Annotated in this window: 11 protein-coding genes and 2 pseudogenes; 8 read left to right on the forward strand and 5 right to left on the reverse strand. The window is 52.6% G+C overall.

What is annotated here, in order from left to right:
- Positions 1-61: 61 nt before the first annotated feature.
- The 5 genes from AC0QDI_RS03655 to AC0QDI_RS03675 all read right to left on the reverse strand — a co-directional run bounded on the left by AC0QDI_RS03655 (position 62) and on the right by AC0QDI_RS03675 (position 6,368).
- A complete protein-coding gene (locus AC0QDI_RS03655) occupies positions 62-1,255 on the reverse strand; it encodes an LLM class flavin-dependent oxidoreductase (protein ID WP_474665321.1) in 1,194 nt (397 codons plus the stop codon).
- A 272-nt stretch (positions 1,256-1,527) separates the two neighbouring features.
- Entirely contained in the window at positions 1,528-2,667 is a 1,140-nt protein-coding gene (locus AC0QDI_RS03660; RefSeq protein ID WP_474665323.1) for an acyl-CoA dehydrogenase family protein, read from the reverse strand.
- Between the two features lie 113 nt (positions 2,668-2,780).
- On the reverse strand, positions 2,781-3,668 hold the full coding sequence (locus tag AC0QDI_RS03665) for a 3-hydroxyacyl-CoA dehydrogenase family protein (protein ID WP_474665325.1): 888 nt from the start codon (positions 3,666-3,668) through the stop codon (positions 2,781-2,783).
- Positions 3,669-3,759: 91 nt separating this feature from the next.
- Positions 3,760-5,190: a zinc ribbon domain-containing protein gene (locus AC0QDI_RS03670; RefSeq protein WP_474665327.1), complete on the reverse strand. Its 1,431-nt coding sequence runs from the start codon at positions 5,188-5,190 to the stop codon at positions 3,760-3,762.
- Positions 5,190-6,368, reverse strand: a complete 1,179-nt coding sequence (locus AC0QDI_RS03675; protein ID WP_474665329.1) for a thiolase domain-containing protein — start codon at positions 6,366-6,368, stop codon at positions 5,190-5,192. Before AC0QDI_RS03675 ends, AC0QDI_RS03670 begins: the two co-directional genes overlap by 1 nt.
- Before the next feature lie 1,013 nt (positions 6,369-7,381).
- On the opposite strand from AC0QDI_RS03675, the gene AC0QDI_RS03680 reads away from it, so the two are divergent.
- From AC0QDI_RS03680 to AC0QDI_RS03715, 8 genes and pseudogenes are all read left to right on the forward strand, one after another.
- Positions 7,382-8,158, forward strand: coding sequence for an IclR family transcriptional regulator (locus AC0QDI_RS03680; protein ID WP_474665331.1), 777 nt, complete (start codon positions 7,382-7,384; stop codon positions 8,156-8,158).
- Between the two features lie 160 nt (positions 8,159-8,318).
- On the forward strand, positions 8,319-9,506 hold the full coding sequence (locus AC0QDI_RS03685) for a CaiB/BaiF CoA transferase family protein (protein ID WP_474665333.1): 1,188 nt from the start codon (positions 8,319-8,321) through the stop codon (positions 9,504-9,506).
- Between the two features lie 306 nt (positions 9,507-9,812).
- Entirely contained in the window at positions 9,813-9,950 is a 138-nt protein-coding gene (locus AC0QDI_RS03690) for a DUF8025 family protein (RefSeq protein WP_474665335.1), read from the forward strand.
- Between the two features lie 841 nt (positions 9,951-10,791).
- The gene (locus AC0QDI_RS03695; RefSeq protein ID WP_474665661.1) at positions 10,792-11,214 is read left to right on the forward strand and encodes an FAD synthase family protein; all 423 of its coding nucleotides are present in this window, start codon (positions 10,792-10,794) and stop codon (positions 11,212-11,214) included.
- A gap of 139 nt (positions 11,215-11,353) precedes the next feature.
- A pseudogene (locus AC0QDI_RS03700) lies at positions 11,354-12,347 on the forward strand (IS630 family transposase).
- A gap of 210 nt (positions 12,348-12,557) precedes the next feature.
- Positions 12,558-12,884 (forward strand): annotated as a pseudogene (locus AC0QDI_RS03705) (pyridoxamine 5'-phosphate oxidase family protein); the annotation flags it as partial.
- A gap of 630 nt (positions 12,885-13,514) precedes the next feature.
- Positions 13,515-14,963 carry an aldehyde dehydrogenase family protein gene (locus AC0QDI_RS03710; protein ID WP_474665337.1) on the forward strand — a complete coding sequence of 483 codons (1,449 nt, stop codon included), beginning with the start codon at positions 13,515-13,517 and terminating at the stop codon, positions 14,961-14,963.
- A gap of 213 nt (positions 14,964-15,176) precedes the next feature.
- Entirely contained in the window at positions 15,177-15,392 is a 216-nt protein-coding gene (locus tag AC0QDI_RS03715; RefSeq protein ID WP_474665339.1) for a HalOD1 output domain-containing protein, read from the forward strand.
- The last annotated feature ends 74 nt before the right edge of the window (positions 15,393-15,466 follow it).

The raw sequence follows: 15,466 nt of genomic DNA on the forward strand, positions 1-15,466 counted from the left end.
AATAATTATAGGCCAAAAACAGCTTGAGAGTCCAAAAGAGGTGTAGATCAGTTATTTCCTATCAGAAGTGGCGGCTGTCGTCCGAACCATCGAGTTTAAATACATCGTCATCAGGAACCGGTTCCTCGTAAGGGTTGACTTGGCTTTTGGAGAACTCACGCGGACCTAGGCGAGACTTAAATGCAGGCATAACTTCTTTTGCGAACAATTCAAGTGACTGATCCCACTTGTGCCGTGGAACCTTCCAGTCGTGGTGATTGATTAGCAATTGACCGAACTGCCCAATTTCTTCCTGTATTGCCTTGATTTGTTTGACAACATCTTCTGGAGTGCCGATAAGTAGAGGCAGGTTTTCGGCAATCCATTCCATCGTCATATCCTCTCGCTCCAGTTCTTCATCCGTTGCCATGATGGGAGCGAGACCAAGATCAAACATATAGTCGTAGTAGTCTTTGGCCCCGTCACGGATCTCTTCGAACGCTTGTTCTTTGCTCTCAGAGATGTAGATATCACGGACAATACACCATTCTTGGCGTGCTTCCAGTGGATCGCGACCGGCATCCTCGGCACCGTCCTCGATCGCCTCCGCAGTCTCAGCAAGGCTAACACAAGCGGGGTTATTTGGTGCCTTTAGTGGGATGAAGCTAAGGCTGAGTGGACGGTACCCATCCTTCGCTGCATTATAGAAGGAGCTCCTGGAGGTCAATCCAGCAACCGATGATTTCGGTTCCTTTTGGTATGTTGGGAACTGGATCAGACGATCCTCGTATTGGAAGAATTCTCCATCATAGTCCGTTGGTTCTTCTGCCTGAAGATACGTTTCGATGACGTCGATCGCTTCCCACATTCGATCCTTTGCCTGGTCATCTGTAGCGTTGAACATTTCCATGTCTGGCGGCAGAGCACCACCACCGTACCCGAGAATTACCCGTCCCTGAGACATCTGGTCAAGGAAAGCAAGCCGCTCAGCGACCGAGAAGGGGTCATTAACGTCATACGGTAAGTTGACCGTTGCTGGCATCAGCTTAATTCGGTCCGTAACTTCTGCCATCCGTGCAAGTTGCATTTCGGGAATTGGGACCGTTTCGTGACCTCCGCTGTGGTGTTCTCCGACCCAGTATTCGTCAAATCCAAACTTCTCGGCCAACTGTGCCTCTTCGACCATTTGGTCGAGAGACAGATTCCAGTTCGTTTCTGGCCGCCATGCTGGTTGAGCAAAAACCCCGAACTCTAACTCCACATCGTTCTGTGACATTCCATTGTACACGTGGCCCCCATCGATAATAAAAATTATGTTTGATAGCTGATTGTCATGGCATTCCCCTCATCTTTAGATACGGTTTCTTGCAAGTCATTGAAGTTGATTAGATTCGGATGTGCATCATCGTCATTTGGCCGAAGATCAATCATCTTGTTTTCACAACCAATGATTTGGCTAAACCATCCCTCAGTTCCAATGACGATATCAAAGTCCAGGATGAATAGAAATACATACTGATGGCGAATGGAAGGATCACAGCACGTTAATCATAGTAGCTGATCCGCGATGATATTCTTCTGAATTTCGCTCGTTCCTTCGTAGATTTTCGTGATACGGGCGTCTCGGTAGTAGCGCTCGGCCGGGTAGTCTGTCACGTAGCCCGAACCGCCGTGAACCTGAATACCCTCATCCGCCACCTCAACCGCAATTTCGCTGGCGAACAATTTCGCCATGCTCGAGAACTGTGCGGCGATATTCTGATTGTTCTGTTCGACTTCGGTCGCGGCGCGGTAGGTCAGCGACCGGGCTGCCTCAACCTTGGTGGCCATCTCGGCGATCTTGTGCTGGATGGCTTGGAAATCGGCGATCTTCTGGTCGAACTGCTCGCGCTGGTTAGCATATTCGATGGCAGCGTCGAGCGCACCCTGTGCGGCGCCGACGGCCTGTGCGGCGACGTTGGTTCGGCCAGAGGCAAAGAACTCCATTAGCTGGTAGAAGCCTTTGTCAACCTCCCCGATGACGTTCTCTTCGGGCACGCGCGCGTTGTTGATGACAACCTCGGCAAGGTCCGACGCACGGATACCGAGCTTATTGTTGATCTTCTCAGTCGAGACGCCATCAGTATCCATCGGCAGGAGGAACGCGGTGATCCCGCGGTGGCGCTCTCCTGGACTCGTTTTCGCCATGGCGACGCCAACGTCGGCGACCGTCCCATTCGTGATCCACATTTTGTTCCCGTTCAGGACGTACTCATCGCCATCTTTCTCAGCGGTCGTCTCAATCCCCGCAACGTTCGATCCGTGGGCAGGTTCCGAAATCATCGAACAGGAAGCAATTTCTCCGCTTACGACCCTCGGGAGCCACTCCTCTTTCATCCACTCGTCGCCGAACTCAACGATCATATTCGTCCCAAAACCTGCGCTGCCGACCGCGGATCCGATCCCGGGATCAGCTCGCCACAATTCCTCGGTAACAATCGTCTTCGAAAGCTTGTTCATGCCGGCACCGCCGTACTCGATCGGGATACTCGGTGCGACGAAGTCGTACTTGGCAGCTTTTCGTCGTAGCTCTTCGGGGTATTTGCCCTTGCGGTCATGCTCCTCTGCTACCGGTGCCATCTCGTTTTCACCGAACTCACGAACAGCATCACGGATAGCTTCGTGCTCATCAGACAGACTGAATGCCATGCGTGCACTCTACAGACGAGTGTAAAAGTAGTTTCGAGTTGAATCGGTGCGGCGGAGATCTAGTACGTAGCCGACCGACAGTAGTTCATATCCTTATTGCCGTTAGGTGTCTCTCACGCATTGTCAACCCAGTCGCCGCTCATGCCAACTCGTTCGCCGTCTTCCCAGATGTAGAACCCTTCACCCGTTTTCTTACCGAGATTGCCTGCCCTGACTTTCCGGCGAAGCGTCTGCGGCGGCCGAAATCGTTCACCTAACTCTGAACGGAGATATTTGGCAATGTGGAGACGGATGTCGAGCCCGACGTGATCTGTCAACTCAAGCGGCCCCATCGGATGGCCGTACCCGCTCCGCATCGCCTCGTCGATATCTGCCGGGTTGGCGACGCCTTCTTCGACCATTCGTATCGCCTCGAGCCCAATGACGACGCCGAGTCTTGAGGAGGCGAACCCAGCAGTGTCGCGAACAACGACATCTTCTTTTTCGAGGCTTCGGACATAGTCAATGGCGATCATCTCGGTCCGTTCGTCCGTCTGTTCGGCAATCACAATCTCGACAAGGTCCATCAAGTGGGGCGGATTGAAGAAATGAAGGCCGACAGCGCATTCCGGACGTTCAAGCGCACTCCCAATCTCTGTTACTGACAGCGAAGACGTGTTTGAGGCAATGATCGTTCCCTCGTCCGTCGCATCCTCAACATCAGTATAAATTCGCTTCTTGAGGTCCATGTCCTCTGGCACCGCTTCGATTACCAGTTCGGCGTCGTCAACTGCCGATTCGAGATTGGTCTCACCTTCAATTCGGTCGAGCGTCTCCACCATCGCCGTTTCCGACACTTTGCCACGGTCAACACCGCCCTGCAAATTCTCGCGAATTCCCTCAAGGCCCGCTTCGACGAACTCCGATTCGATGTCTCGAAGAACGACCTCGTGGCCCGCCATCGCCGATACCTGTGCGATTCCGTGTCCCATACTACCTGCTCCGAGCACTGCAGTTCGCATAGATAACTGGACCGAAAGTATCGTGAAAAACGTTCGCATTCGGGTTTCGGTGTGAACGGACCGTTCGATAGAGTACTGGCTTTGCTCTTAGTTACTTGTTTTGCGACGGTCGAATCTTGAACCCGTATCGCGTCACACCCTCTTGAGTGTAGATCCGACGGATTGTTGTCTCGACTCGATCACCGACAGCGAACGCTGATGGCTCAGCGTCAGTTCCCATCGCCGGAACGCTGACAGTCTTCTCATCGGTTTCGACCTCCAGCGCGACGATTGCAGCCGCATAGTCGCCCGATTGCGACTGCTGGGTGGCGAACTCCGGCGGCGCGCCACCTTGTGAGATCGTCGTAACAGCTTCGACAGTCCCATCGCCGGGGAGCTCGATGGAGTCATACTCGTTGAGTGCACCGCAGTCGTCGCAGCTACCCTCTGGCGGGAATGCGAGTGTGCCACACTCGAAACAGCGACCTGCCTCAAGGCGATACCGTTGCGGGATCAAGCGACGCCAAGAAGGGACGCTGACGTACGCACCACCGCCCGCCGGCGGCCCCGAGGTGACAACGCCCCGTTGACGCAGATATTCAGCGTATGAGAGGCTATCACCACCTTCGAGGGTCGTCTCCGTCGGGATATCGCCATCGACGGTGACGAAGAAGGCATCCGCGCCGGCGCCGCTGCCATGGGAAACGCCCAAAATGGACTCATAGCCGTCTGTGAGAGCGTTAGCGAACGAGACAGGAACGCTCGCAGCACCGAGGTCACCCAACTGGTGGACAGTCGTGGCGGCCTGAATTTCGTTGGTCCCGACGTTGGCCGCGCTCGCGGCGCGGTAAGGCAGTTTCCCGTTCGGTGCTTGGATGGCTGCGGCTTCTGGTTCGGACTCGACTTTGAGGCCGGAGACAGCGCCGCCGATCGTCTCGGTGAACGCCTGCCGATCATACTGCGTAACACCAAGGCCTTGGGTTTCATTCTCACCAATATCTCGGAATCGTGTGCCGGGATACGGCGCAGCGTACTCCGCTCGGTCAACAATCTCGGCAGGCCCGTCGGCCTTGAGGACGAACGCCGCCGCCCCGGCCCCGGAGGCGTGATCGATCTCATCGTCCGGATCACCATGCGGGGCGTCGGCGGCAACGATGATGGCAGTGCTGGCTGCAGCCTCGATTGCGTCTATTCCAGCCCAGAGTCCCCGTGTACCGGCACGCGTACTGCCAGTAAAGGTCTGTCTCGTCGTGGTCGAAGAGAGGCCAAGCATCGCACCGAGACGGGCAGTGATATCTTCTTCAGCCACCGGTGGCCTCGAAGACGCAAAGCCGAGCCAGTCGATTGTCTCTGGCTCACAATCGGCCGCCTTGAGCGCGCGGGTTGCGGCTTCGTAGGCCATCGTCAAGGAGTCTTCGTCGGCAGCGAGGACAGCTTTCTCGGAAATGCCCGATGCCTGGAAATGGCCCCACGCGTCTGCAAACTCCTCAGCCGTGATACGGAATCGTGGCGCATAGGCTCCGATGGCCGCGATGGCAACCATTAGGCGTTCACCTCTGTTTCCTTCTCGAAGATGTGAATCACTGAGGCGCCACCACTTCCCCCGACATTGTGCGTAAGCCCTCGTGTGGGATTATCGACCTGTCGATCACTAGCCTTTCCGGAAAGTTGCTTGAACACTTCGACGACTTGGCCAGCGCCGGTTGCACCGATTGGATGGCCCTTTGATTTGAGCCCACCCGAGGTATTTATAGGGAGGTCACCGTCAAGTTCGGTCGCACCGGATTCGATAAACTGGCCGGCTTTACCTTTCTCACAAAACCCCAGATCCTCGTAGGCCAGCAGTTCAGCGATCGCGAAGCAGTCATGAACCTCTGCGAAATCAAGATCAGCAGGATCGATGTCGGCCATTTCGTAGGCTGTTTCGGCGGCGCGCTGGCTCGCTGGGATACCGGTGTATGAATCGCGCTGGAAGAGCCCGACGCTATCACTGCCGGCGCCGACGCCGGCAACCCGAATTGGGTCGTCAGTGTACTCGTCGACGATTTCCTCGCTAACGATCAGTGCGCAGGCTGCGCCGTCGGAGGTTGGACAGCAGTGATAGAGATTAAGCGGGTCCGCGACGATTGGCGCCGACTGAGCGTCCTCAAGTGAACACTCAAAGCCGAGCTGAGCATGTGGATTCTTTGCGCCGTTTGCGTGGTTCTTCACGGCGACGCGCGAGAGCTGTTCGCGCGTAGTGCCGTACTCCTCCATGTGAGCGCTGGCCATCTGAGCGTAGACGCCCGAGAATGTGGTGCCAGAGAGGCGCTCCCACTCGGTTTCGCCGGAGACACCGAGCCAGTACTTCGTCGCATCCGAACTCATGTCCGTCATAATCTCGAAGCCGCCCGCGAGGACGACGTCTGCCATGCCGGATTTGACCGCTTGGACGGCTTGACGGACCGCAAAGCCGCTCGCCGCGCAGGCGTTCTCGACCCGTGTGCAAGGGACACCACCAAGGCCGACGTGTTCGGTTACTGCCGGACCCGAGAGACCAAGCTGCCGACCGCCGACCCCGAGAGTGCCGATGAAGGCTTCATCGATATCGCCCGTCTCGAGCCCGTTTGGGACGCTCTCTACTGCCGTGTCGAATGCCATTCGAAACAATGACCGGTAGCTCTCATCAGGGAACGATCCATAGTCTGATTGTCCTGCACCGACTAAGTACGCGTCTGGCATACGTGTGCCAGTATTGATCGATACAAAATAAGCACTCCGTTGTTCACACTAAGTACAATCGGGAAATAGATGACTGCAAGTAGATTATAGGCGAGTGTTGGCTCGATAGTAGTGGGACTGTGTAGCAGCTATTAGAGATACACGAGGATACCATTACGAAGTCAGAATCTCCCACCTAAATGGGACTTATTATAGTACTTCGCAGTATTACAAAACATTTGTAAATACATTCAGCCATTTGAGTCGGAAACAAAATTGGAATGCAAATCGGAAACAAGAAAGCTAGCTGAAGTCCCGTTTCATAATTCGAAATCTCCTTGGTCACGCTGATCACGCAAAGCACGGATCTCCATTCAACCGATAAATGAACCTAATTGGCAGAGAGAAATAATCTGCTTTACAGTGGTATGTTTGTATAGCAGGGAACAGTAGTACGAAGAACCATTTACTACTGTAAATCACATCTCAATCTATCTATTACAGTGCAGAGACACCGAAAGATAATTCTGAGAATTTGTGGTATTGTGAAGGCAGTGAATGGGATAGTTCAGCACATATTTTACCGTACCATTCGAACGGCATACTCCTCTTGGCCGATCACAGAAAATAACCCCAGAGCACGATCGATGTTTCGCAATAAGAAACGTCACAGTGATAAGAATCTAAAGATAGACTCGAAGAGAGGAGTGGAATAAATAACTTACCAGCGCGCGAAAGAGCGGTTCCCGTCAATAAGAGTTGAATGCGCAACGGAGCTCGGTGTCGGACTATTCGTACACTCTTCGAACCTAGAATTCCTTGCTAACGCCGATCACAGCTGATTTCGAAAGTCATAGTTCAATAACCAACTGTGGTCTCGTCATTCCCATCTCCCACGAGAACTCAATAAATGTAACTCATGGCTTATAACTTACTTGTCTCGAATACCTCGTCGTAGAGCCAATGAAACTGAAACGAACACAGACGGATTTCGAATGAGTAAATTTTTACCGTGAGAAAATGTATACCGAACCATGGCTCCACATGAAAACGGTTCAACAACGACACGAATCAAGAGTGTCGAAACCACTCTTGAAATAATTGGTGTACTGAAATGCCAAAATGGAGCAACCGTCTCAGAAGTGGCCACGGCAATCGACATGTCAAAGGGGACAGTACACAAACATTTGGCTACGTTACGGGAGCACGATTATGTCGTCAACAACGATGGCAACTATCAAGTCGGTCTCCATTTTCTAGATATCGGCGGGTATACGCTCTCCCAGTTCGACGGCATCAAAAAGATTGAGTCCAAGGTGAGAGAAATCGCAGACCAGATTGGCGAAACAGTCCAATTCTCAACCGAGCAACACGGTCGCTCCGTCGTGCTAGCTCGAAAGGCAGGACACAAGGGTGTCTTTAGCCGCGCGCGTCTCGGAAAGCGGTTCTATATGCACCAGACCGCCGGTGGAAAAGCGATCCTTGCCAATCTACCAAAACAACGTGTGGAAGAAATCATTGACCACCATGGACTGCCCACCGCAACGGATTCAACGATAACAACTGAATCTGAACTTTTTGAAGAACTAGAAACAATACATAATCGAGGGTACGCGTTCAACAAAGCTGAAAGTACAGACGGACTACACGCTGTCGGTGTACCGCTGATGGGGCCAGACGGGGACGTTCTCGGGGCGTTTGCTGTTGCCGGACCAAGCCGTCGATTGCACAGCGAGCGGTTCGAAGAGATAATCCCAAACGCCATACAAAGCGCTGTCAATGAAATTGAGTTGAATCTCACATATTCGTAATGTAGGGATACTCGTTATCTTCTGGCACCAACACTCCATACTCCCAGATCATCTGTACTGTTTTCGTGACCTAGTACGAATAAGATAGTCTCGAAAATGGGAGATGTGAAAGTCGGCAGTTCCCAAAAGACTTTCTTAATCCGGTATGATTATCACCAGTATGCAGCCGTTAGACGATCTTACCATCGTTGACTTAACCCAATCAATAGCCGGTCCCGTCTGTACACAGTTACTCGGGGAAATGGGGGCAACCGTGATCAAGGTCGAGCCACCATCAGGCGATAACTTCCGGAACTTGATGGACGGGAGCATGTTCACTCCGTTCAACCACGGCAAGCAAAGCGTCTGCGTCGATATGAAAACCGACGAGGGCCACGCAATCGTTACGGAACTGGTCGACGAGGCAGATATCGTCGTCGAAAGTTTCCGACCAGGGGTCCTTGAAAAGTACGACCTCGACTACCAATCGGTACGCGAGCGAAACAAAGACATTATCTATTGTTCACTATCAGGATTCGGCCGAACTGGGCCCTATAGCTCGTATCCTGGATATGACCCGTGCGTCCAGGCAATCTCTGGCTTGATGGCGATCACAGGCTACCTCGACCGACCCCCAGTCCGAATCCGTGCGAGTCTCATCGATTGTGGGACGGGCGCCAACGCCGCGTATGCAATTCTGGCCGCTGTCCGCCAGCGAGACCGAGGGGGTTCGGGCACTGAAATCGATATTTCTCTGTTCGACGTCGCCGTGGCGTGGATGTCCTACTGGATCTCGCGGTACGATCGAACCGGAAAATCCCCCGAACGCGCAGGCGGACAGGGTATCGGAAGTGCACCCAATGGTGTCTTCCCAACGGGAGACGGGTACATCTACCTCGCAACGCTCTCAGAACAGATGTACGAGCGACTCTGTCGATTCCTGGGCCGCGAAGACCTGCTCGAAGACGAGCGTTTCGAGACAATCGACGACAGGCTCGAGCACCGTGAAGTTCTCAAAGACGAGTTCACTTCCGAATTCGAATCGTACGAGTCAATCGAACTCGAGAAAGGCCTCATGGACGCCGGTGTCCCAACCGGAGCAGTACGGACTGTCAGTGATATTGTGGACACAGATCCGCACGTTGCCGATCGGTCGATGCTCGTCGATTCATACAATCCAGAAACCGACGAAGAGGTTGTCACGCCTGCACTACCATTCAGGTTTAGTTCCACAGTTGACGACAGAACGTTCTCTTCCCAACCCCCGAAAAAAGGAGAACACACGGCCGACATCCTTGAGGCACTCTCGTACGCAGACAGTGAAATCATGAACCTATTCGAACAAGACATCGTCTTCGCCGAAGAATAACATTTGCCAACAAGCAGTGGTGTAGAAGTCTGCACAAGAGAACGGCGCGATGTTCGGATTAGGGTTTGAAGGCGTGAAGGGGTGAATGATGCTTAAATTTAGATGACTCACACCATATAGCAGTAATACTCTGCTGTAATCTGTGGCTCCCAACTAAACTGTGCCGCATCGGCGGAGCTCGAGCCTTTACGCTGGAATCAACAGCGACACCCTTCAGATTGCGCTACAAGAGTTAGTCGAGGCACAGATCGAGACCGCGAGTAAACATACACCACAGCGGCGTTCTTCTACTTCAAGGCAACTGGAGTGTTCAAATGGCATGGCGCCTATCGCGCGGCTTACGAGTCAGAGATATTTGCGGCCGATTTCGAGTCCCGTTATGAAACCTGTGACCTGACGATTACCGTCGAGGAGGTCACGCAGTCAGGGCAAGACACGTCCTAACGGCTCGACCGAGTAGTGGGCTCAACACTGAACACAAACGGGGCACATATCACCTCCCGTATGGCCGAGTAGCTGCTCAGGGTGCGTGACCTCTCCAAGTTAACCAACAGGGACTAATCATGCAGGAAGGTGTTGGTTAACACAGACTGACACCCCATTTCTCTGCCCCTTGAGAGGGTTCGGGGCGGCCGGATGCGGCCGCGCCTGACCTAACTCATGTCGCTTGATACCAGTACCAACAGCAGCACTGTGTGTGAATTTGCCGTTGCCAGACAAGAGGGTGTCATAGAACTCTTCCCACACAATAGTCACGATGGATATGGTTATAGAGAGATACTATCTTAGATAGGCGTGTACCAAGTGAACAGAACCTATAACTCGTCAGATCGTCCCTTTTCGTTTCCGAATAATGATCTCTCGTATCCATTCCATATGGTTCGACTTAAATTGGACGAACGCTGTGAAGATTGTCTCGACAATCTCGGAACGGCTCCAAAATCTCACAGCCAGCGGCTAGTTCATCCACTTCTTGGATGGTCTCTTCATCAACTGCAACGCCGAATTTCATCTTTGCCAAATCTGGAACGTGCTAAGAGTGGCCTGCACCAAGTGCACGCCGATTTCAAACTGCTGAACAGGCCATGCGAACTCTTCTATGACACGCTCACACACAATCCAACTGTTCGAGGGAGACGGGTACGCGGATCAGTTTCGGGCATATCAAAGAACCGGTGAAAAATTAAACTTAACGCCTCGTTCTACTCTTCCTGATGACGGTGTTCGTTAATGTACCCGAAATAATTATAGGGCATGCTACCGGAATTACAATATGACTCGAATAATGGCACAGGGTACATTCGACATTCTCCATCCTGGTCATTTGCACTATCTTCAAGAAAGCAAGAAACTAGGAGATAAACTCTATGTCATCATTAGCCGAGACTCACGGATGAACGAAAAGAAAAATCTCTGTATGAACGAGGAAGCACGCCGACAGATCGTGGACGCTCTCACAGTCGTTGACGAGGCCGTTCTCGGTTCTGAAGGATCGATTTTCGAGATGGTAAACCAGATTGAACCGGATGTCATTACGCTTGGACACGACCAGACCTTCGATGTTGACGAACTCGAAACGACGCTCGCCGAACATGGCCACCCTGATATCCGTGTCGTTCGAATTAGTGCATTCGAACCGGAGGAAGATGACGAGATAGTTTCGTCGAGCAAAATAAAGGAGAGACTCCAGCGGCCTCGGTCGAGATAATCGGGGCTGATACAACCGTTCGTAGAGATTTGGTCCGGGCTTCCTGTCCTCTCTCATCTGTTTGTGCTATGCTCGTCCCGATGACCGGTAACTTATAGTAACCGTTAGAACTATTCACTCGACATTTTCGTTGAGTATAGTGGATCATCTTGACGAGATCTCTGTCGAAGAACTACAAACGACCCTCGGTAAGGTGGAAGAAAAGAAGCCGACACCCGGCTATTAGCCGCAACAGCGTACAAAAAGGTCTTACGCAAACTGAACTAGCTGTGTGGTACGACGTTCAGCGACGGACGATCTATAGCTGGCTCAAGCGACTCAACACCGACGAGTCGCTTGAGCAGGCTGTTACTGATGCTTATCGATCTGGGAGAAGCCGAAAGCTTTCAGAACAAGAGCAAAAAAGTTCGAAGAAACTGTCCATGAATCGTCCGAAGGATTTGATATTGACGGGGCGGCGTGGACGCCGGGGCTCTTCCAGCAATATCTCGACGAGACCTACGATGTCGAGTCCTCAATCCCGAGCTATCGGCGGATGCTCAACGAAGCGGGATTAAGTTCTTAAAAACCTCTCCGTACAGCCGCCGAATCTGATGCTGATGAGCAAGAAGCGTTCCGTGAGAATCTCAAAAAACGGCGGGAGATGGACGTCACGGTAGTCTATATCGATCAAACTAGGAAATCTGTCCAAGTCGCGCCGCGTGCTGCGTGGTTCCGCGCGGCACGCGGCCGTCTTTCGAATTATCCGGACAACGTGAGTGGACATGTCTTTTGGGCGCGACACCGAGGACAGTGATCGCTTTTTCTCTCGATTCGAAGAGTACGTTACCGCCGATCACGCAAAACATATCATTCTCGAATTATGCCAAGAATTTGAATATGACTTGATCATCGTGTTAGATGGAGCACCGTACTTTCAGGTGTCGGCTATCACGGACCTGGCAGCCTGTGACGACCTTGCCTTCGTCACGCTACCGGCGTATTCGCCGGAACTCAATTCGGTCGAAGAGTGTTGGAGACAGTAACAAATGGCTCTCAGCAATCGGTTCTACGACTCAATTGGCGAGTTAACAACGGCAATCGATACCGCGCTTGATCAACTCACTGTTCTAAAAATGAGTAGTTACTTCTAACGTCTACTGTATATAATATTTCATGTGGGTGTCGGTAGAGCGACGGGCAATTGTTTTTCTCGCCGCCGAGCGACAGGGGGTATGGAGTCTATCCCCTCTGAGTTCGAAGACCTCTTTGAGCGGCCGTCGTACGGCGTCCTTGTGACCCTGCTCCCGAACAGCATCTCTCACCAAACCGTTGTCTGGGTCGATTAAAATGGCGAACACGTCCGTATCAACATGGCGCGCGGCCGCCGGAAGGTGGCTAATGTCCAGCAGGATCCCGGCATCGCGTTGTGTGTGATTGACCCCAACATCCCGTTCCGCTACCTCTCGCTCCACGGTGAGGTGACGGCTGTCACCGAGAAAGGGGCACTGGACCACATCGATACGCTCGGCCGCCGGTACCAGAACGTCGAGAACTGGTCGGATCGGTACGACAACGACGTCGTCAGAGTGACACTCAAAATCGATCCACGGGGGGTGTTCACCCGGAGCCGTACGGCATCGAGCGGAAGGAGTAGCCTCACACGCCCAGCAGCACAGCCACCGCGATAACGAGACGGCCGCAACGCCGTAGAGGACGAGCGTTGCAAAGCGACCGAAATCAGCTAATACCGTCTGGGGCACTGGGTATCCCTGTCTCGCGGACTCTATCTGTTCAGTCAAGGCTTATAGGAAACACACTATTCAGGGCAAGATTGAGTTTTCAATTTGATATAAAGTATCTATAGTACTGCAGGCTTCGGTTCGACTATCGAGCAAATCGACCTTTGAGGCGTGAAACGTCCGAATTCGGGGATTTGAGAAGAGTGGTGAAACGAGGGGGTGCTGGGAACCGAACTGTTACATACAGGGCAAGCAGTTACCGAAGCGGCTATCGATCTATCCGAAATATGCCAAAAGTCGCCTGTTGAATAGAGAGAATCAGTACGGTACTCTCGTTATCAACAGAACAGGAGAATACCCCGGGGCTTAACCTCGAGGCGATATAGTGCTCATACAGCCTCGTGTCAAAAGGACTCTGTGATCTCGTTCATTGGCTTTCCTTCGAAACTCAATAGATGCTGAGGTGACAAAATTTGGTTATTGGAGGGGAGGAAATATGGATATTAACCCACATTGTAAACTATGTGTGGTTACCCCTATGACTTAGATATTTATATAGTAACTTCATTGTAGTATCTGATGTCCGAATCAGAGCAAACCAGTCACGATTTGTTTATCGGCGGCGAGCGCATGAGCGCGTCGGCTGACGAGTATTTCACAACGATAGATCCTGCTACAGGGGACGAAATAGCCCAGGTCGCGGCGGCAACGTCGGAAGACGTTGACAGTGCAGTCGCAGCGGCGCGGGAATCACTTTCTGCGTGGCAATCGAAGTCACCTATCGAACGCGGACAGATCGTTCACAATATCGCAGAGCGCATCCGAAAGAATTCGGACGAACTCGCGATGATCGAGAGCCGGGATCAAGGAAAGCCGCTTACACAGGCTCGCGACGATGTCGAAGGGGCCGCTCGATACTTCGAGTACTATGCGGGTGCCGCCGACAAACTCGAGGGAGAGAGCATTCCGCTCGGCGAAGACAAACTCGATCTGACGACGCGAGAACCGTACGGGGTGAGTGGTCAGATTATCCCGTGGAACTTCCCGCTGAGTATTACCGCTCGTGGTGTGGCACCGGCATTAGTAGCCGGAAATACGGTCGTCGTGAAACCGGCACCGACGACGCCCCTCTCTGCGCTCCACTTAGCGGAGATCTGTGCAGACGCTGGTGTTCCCGGGGGCGTCGTTAACGTCGTTCCGGGCGGAGCAGAACCGGGCGTTGCCCTCTCATCACATGACGACGTCGATCAGCTCACGTTTACCGGAAGCGTACCCACGGGAGAGGCAGTGATGCAATCCGCTGCCGAGACCATCACTCCGGTAACGCTCGAGTTGGGTGGGAAAAATCCCGCTATCGTAATGCCTGATGCGGATCTCGACGAGGCAGTCTTTTGGATTTCGACAGGAATCTTCACCAACGCCGGTCAGATCTGCTCGGCGGCTGATCGAGCGCTCGTTCACGGATCGATCTATGATGAATTTGTCGAGCGAATCGTCGCCCGGGCGGAATCGTATACGCTCAATCCCGAAATGGACGACCCGGATATGGGACCGCTCAACCACGCTGAACACTTTGAGTCCGTCCTCGGGTACATCGATATTGGGACGAACGAAGGGGCCACCCTCGAGACGGGGGGTGCACCCCTCGATCGAGACGGTCACTTCGTCCCGCCGACGGTCTTTTCTGACGTTGACAGTGGTATGCAGATCGCCCAAGAGGAAATCTTCGGACCGGTACTCACGGTTATCCCGTTCTCCGATCGTGACGAGGCGATCACCATCGCAAACGACGTCGAGTTTGGGCTTACTGGTGGTGTCTTCTCCCGGAACATTAAACAGGCGCTAAACATGGCTCGAGAGATCGAAGCAGGGAGCGTCTACGTAAACGAATGGTTCGGCGGCTCGACTGAAACACCCTTCGGCGGCATGAAAAAGAGCGGAATAGGCCGTGAGAAAGGTCTCGAAGCGCTCAACTCGTATCTCCAAACGAAAAACATCTCCGTGAACCTCGACGAGGTAGATCACTGAGCACTCACCGCTGGTAAGGTAATTTTCTTTTGTTAGCTATTGAAAATACCGATACTGTTCTGATAGCTGTACTGAGCATTCGACCTTAACTCACCGCATTGATCGTGGTCAGACTCGTGCTACACTCGCCGAGAGCAATCAACCACCATGGTCGATAATGGCTTACTTTAATTCACGATTCAGTTATAAGCGGGAACCGTCAAACTGAGTCCAATGGGGGACACCATAACAAGTACACAGTCCAGTCCATCCCTTGAAATTGTAGATAGAGTGGCTGAAATGGAGGAACAGGATCCACTGGACTTGCCACCTCTATATGATAGCGTTGACCCTGATGCGCTGGATCGACTTTCTGAATCAAACAAAATCCAATTCGAATATACTGGATACAAGATAACTATAGATAGTGGCACAATCAGGATCGATTAGTAAGCACGTGTAGTGAGCGGATGGTTCACCGCGTTCAACGTGAAACAAACAGAGTCGTGCTGTACTCATCCTCT

This window comes from Natrinema sp. LJW11, from assembly GCF_056135975.1.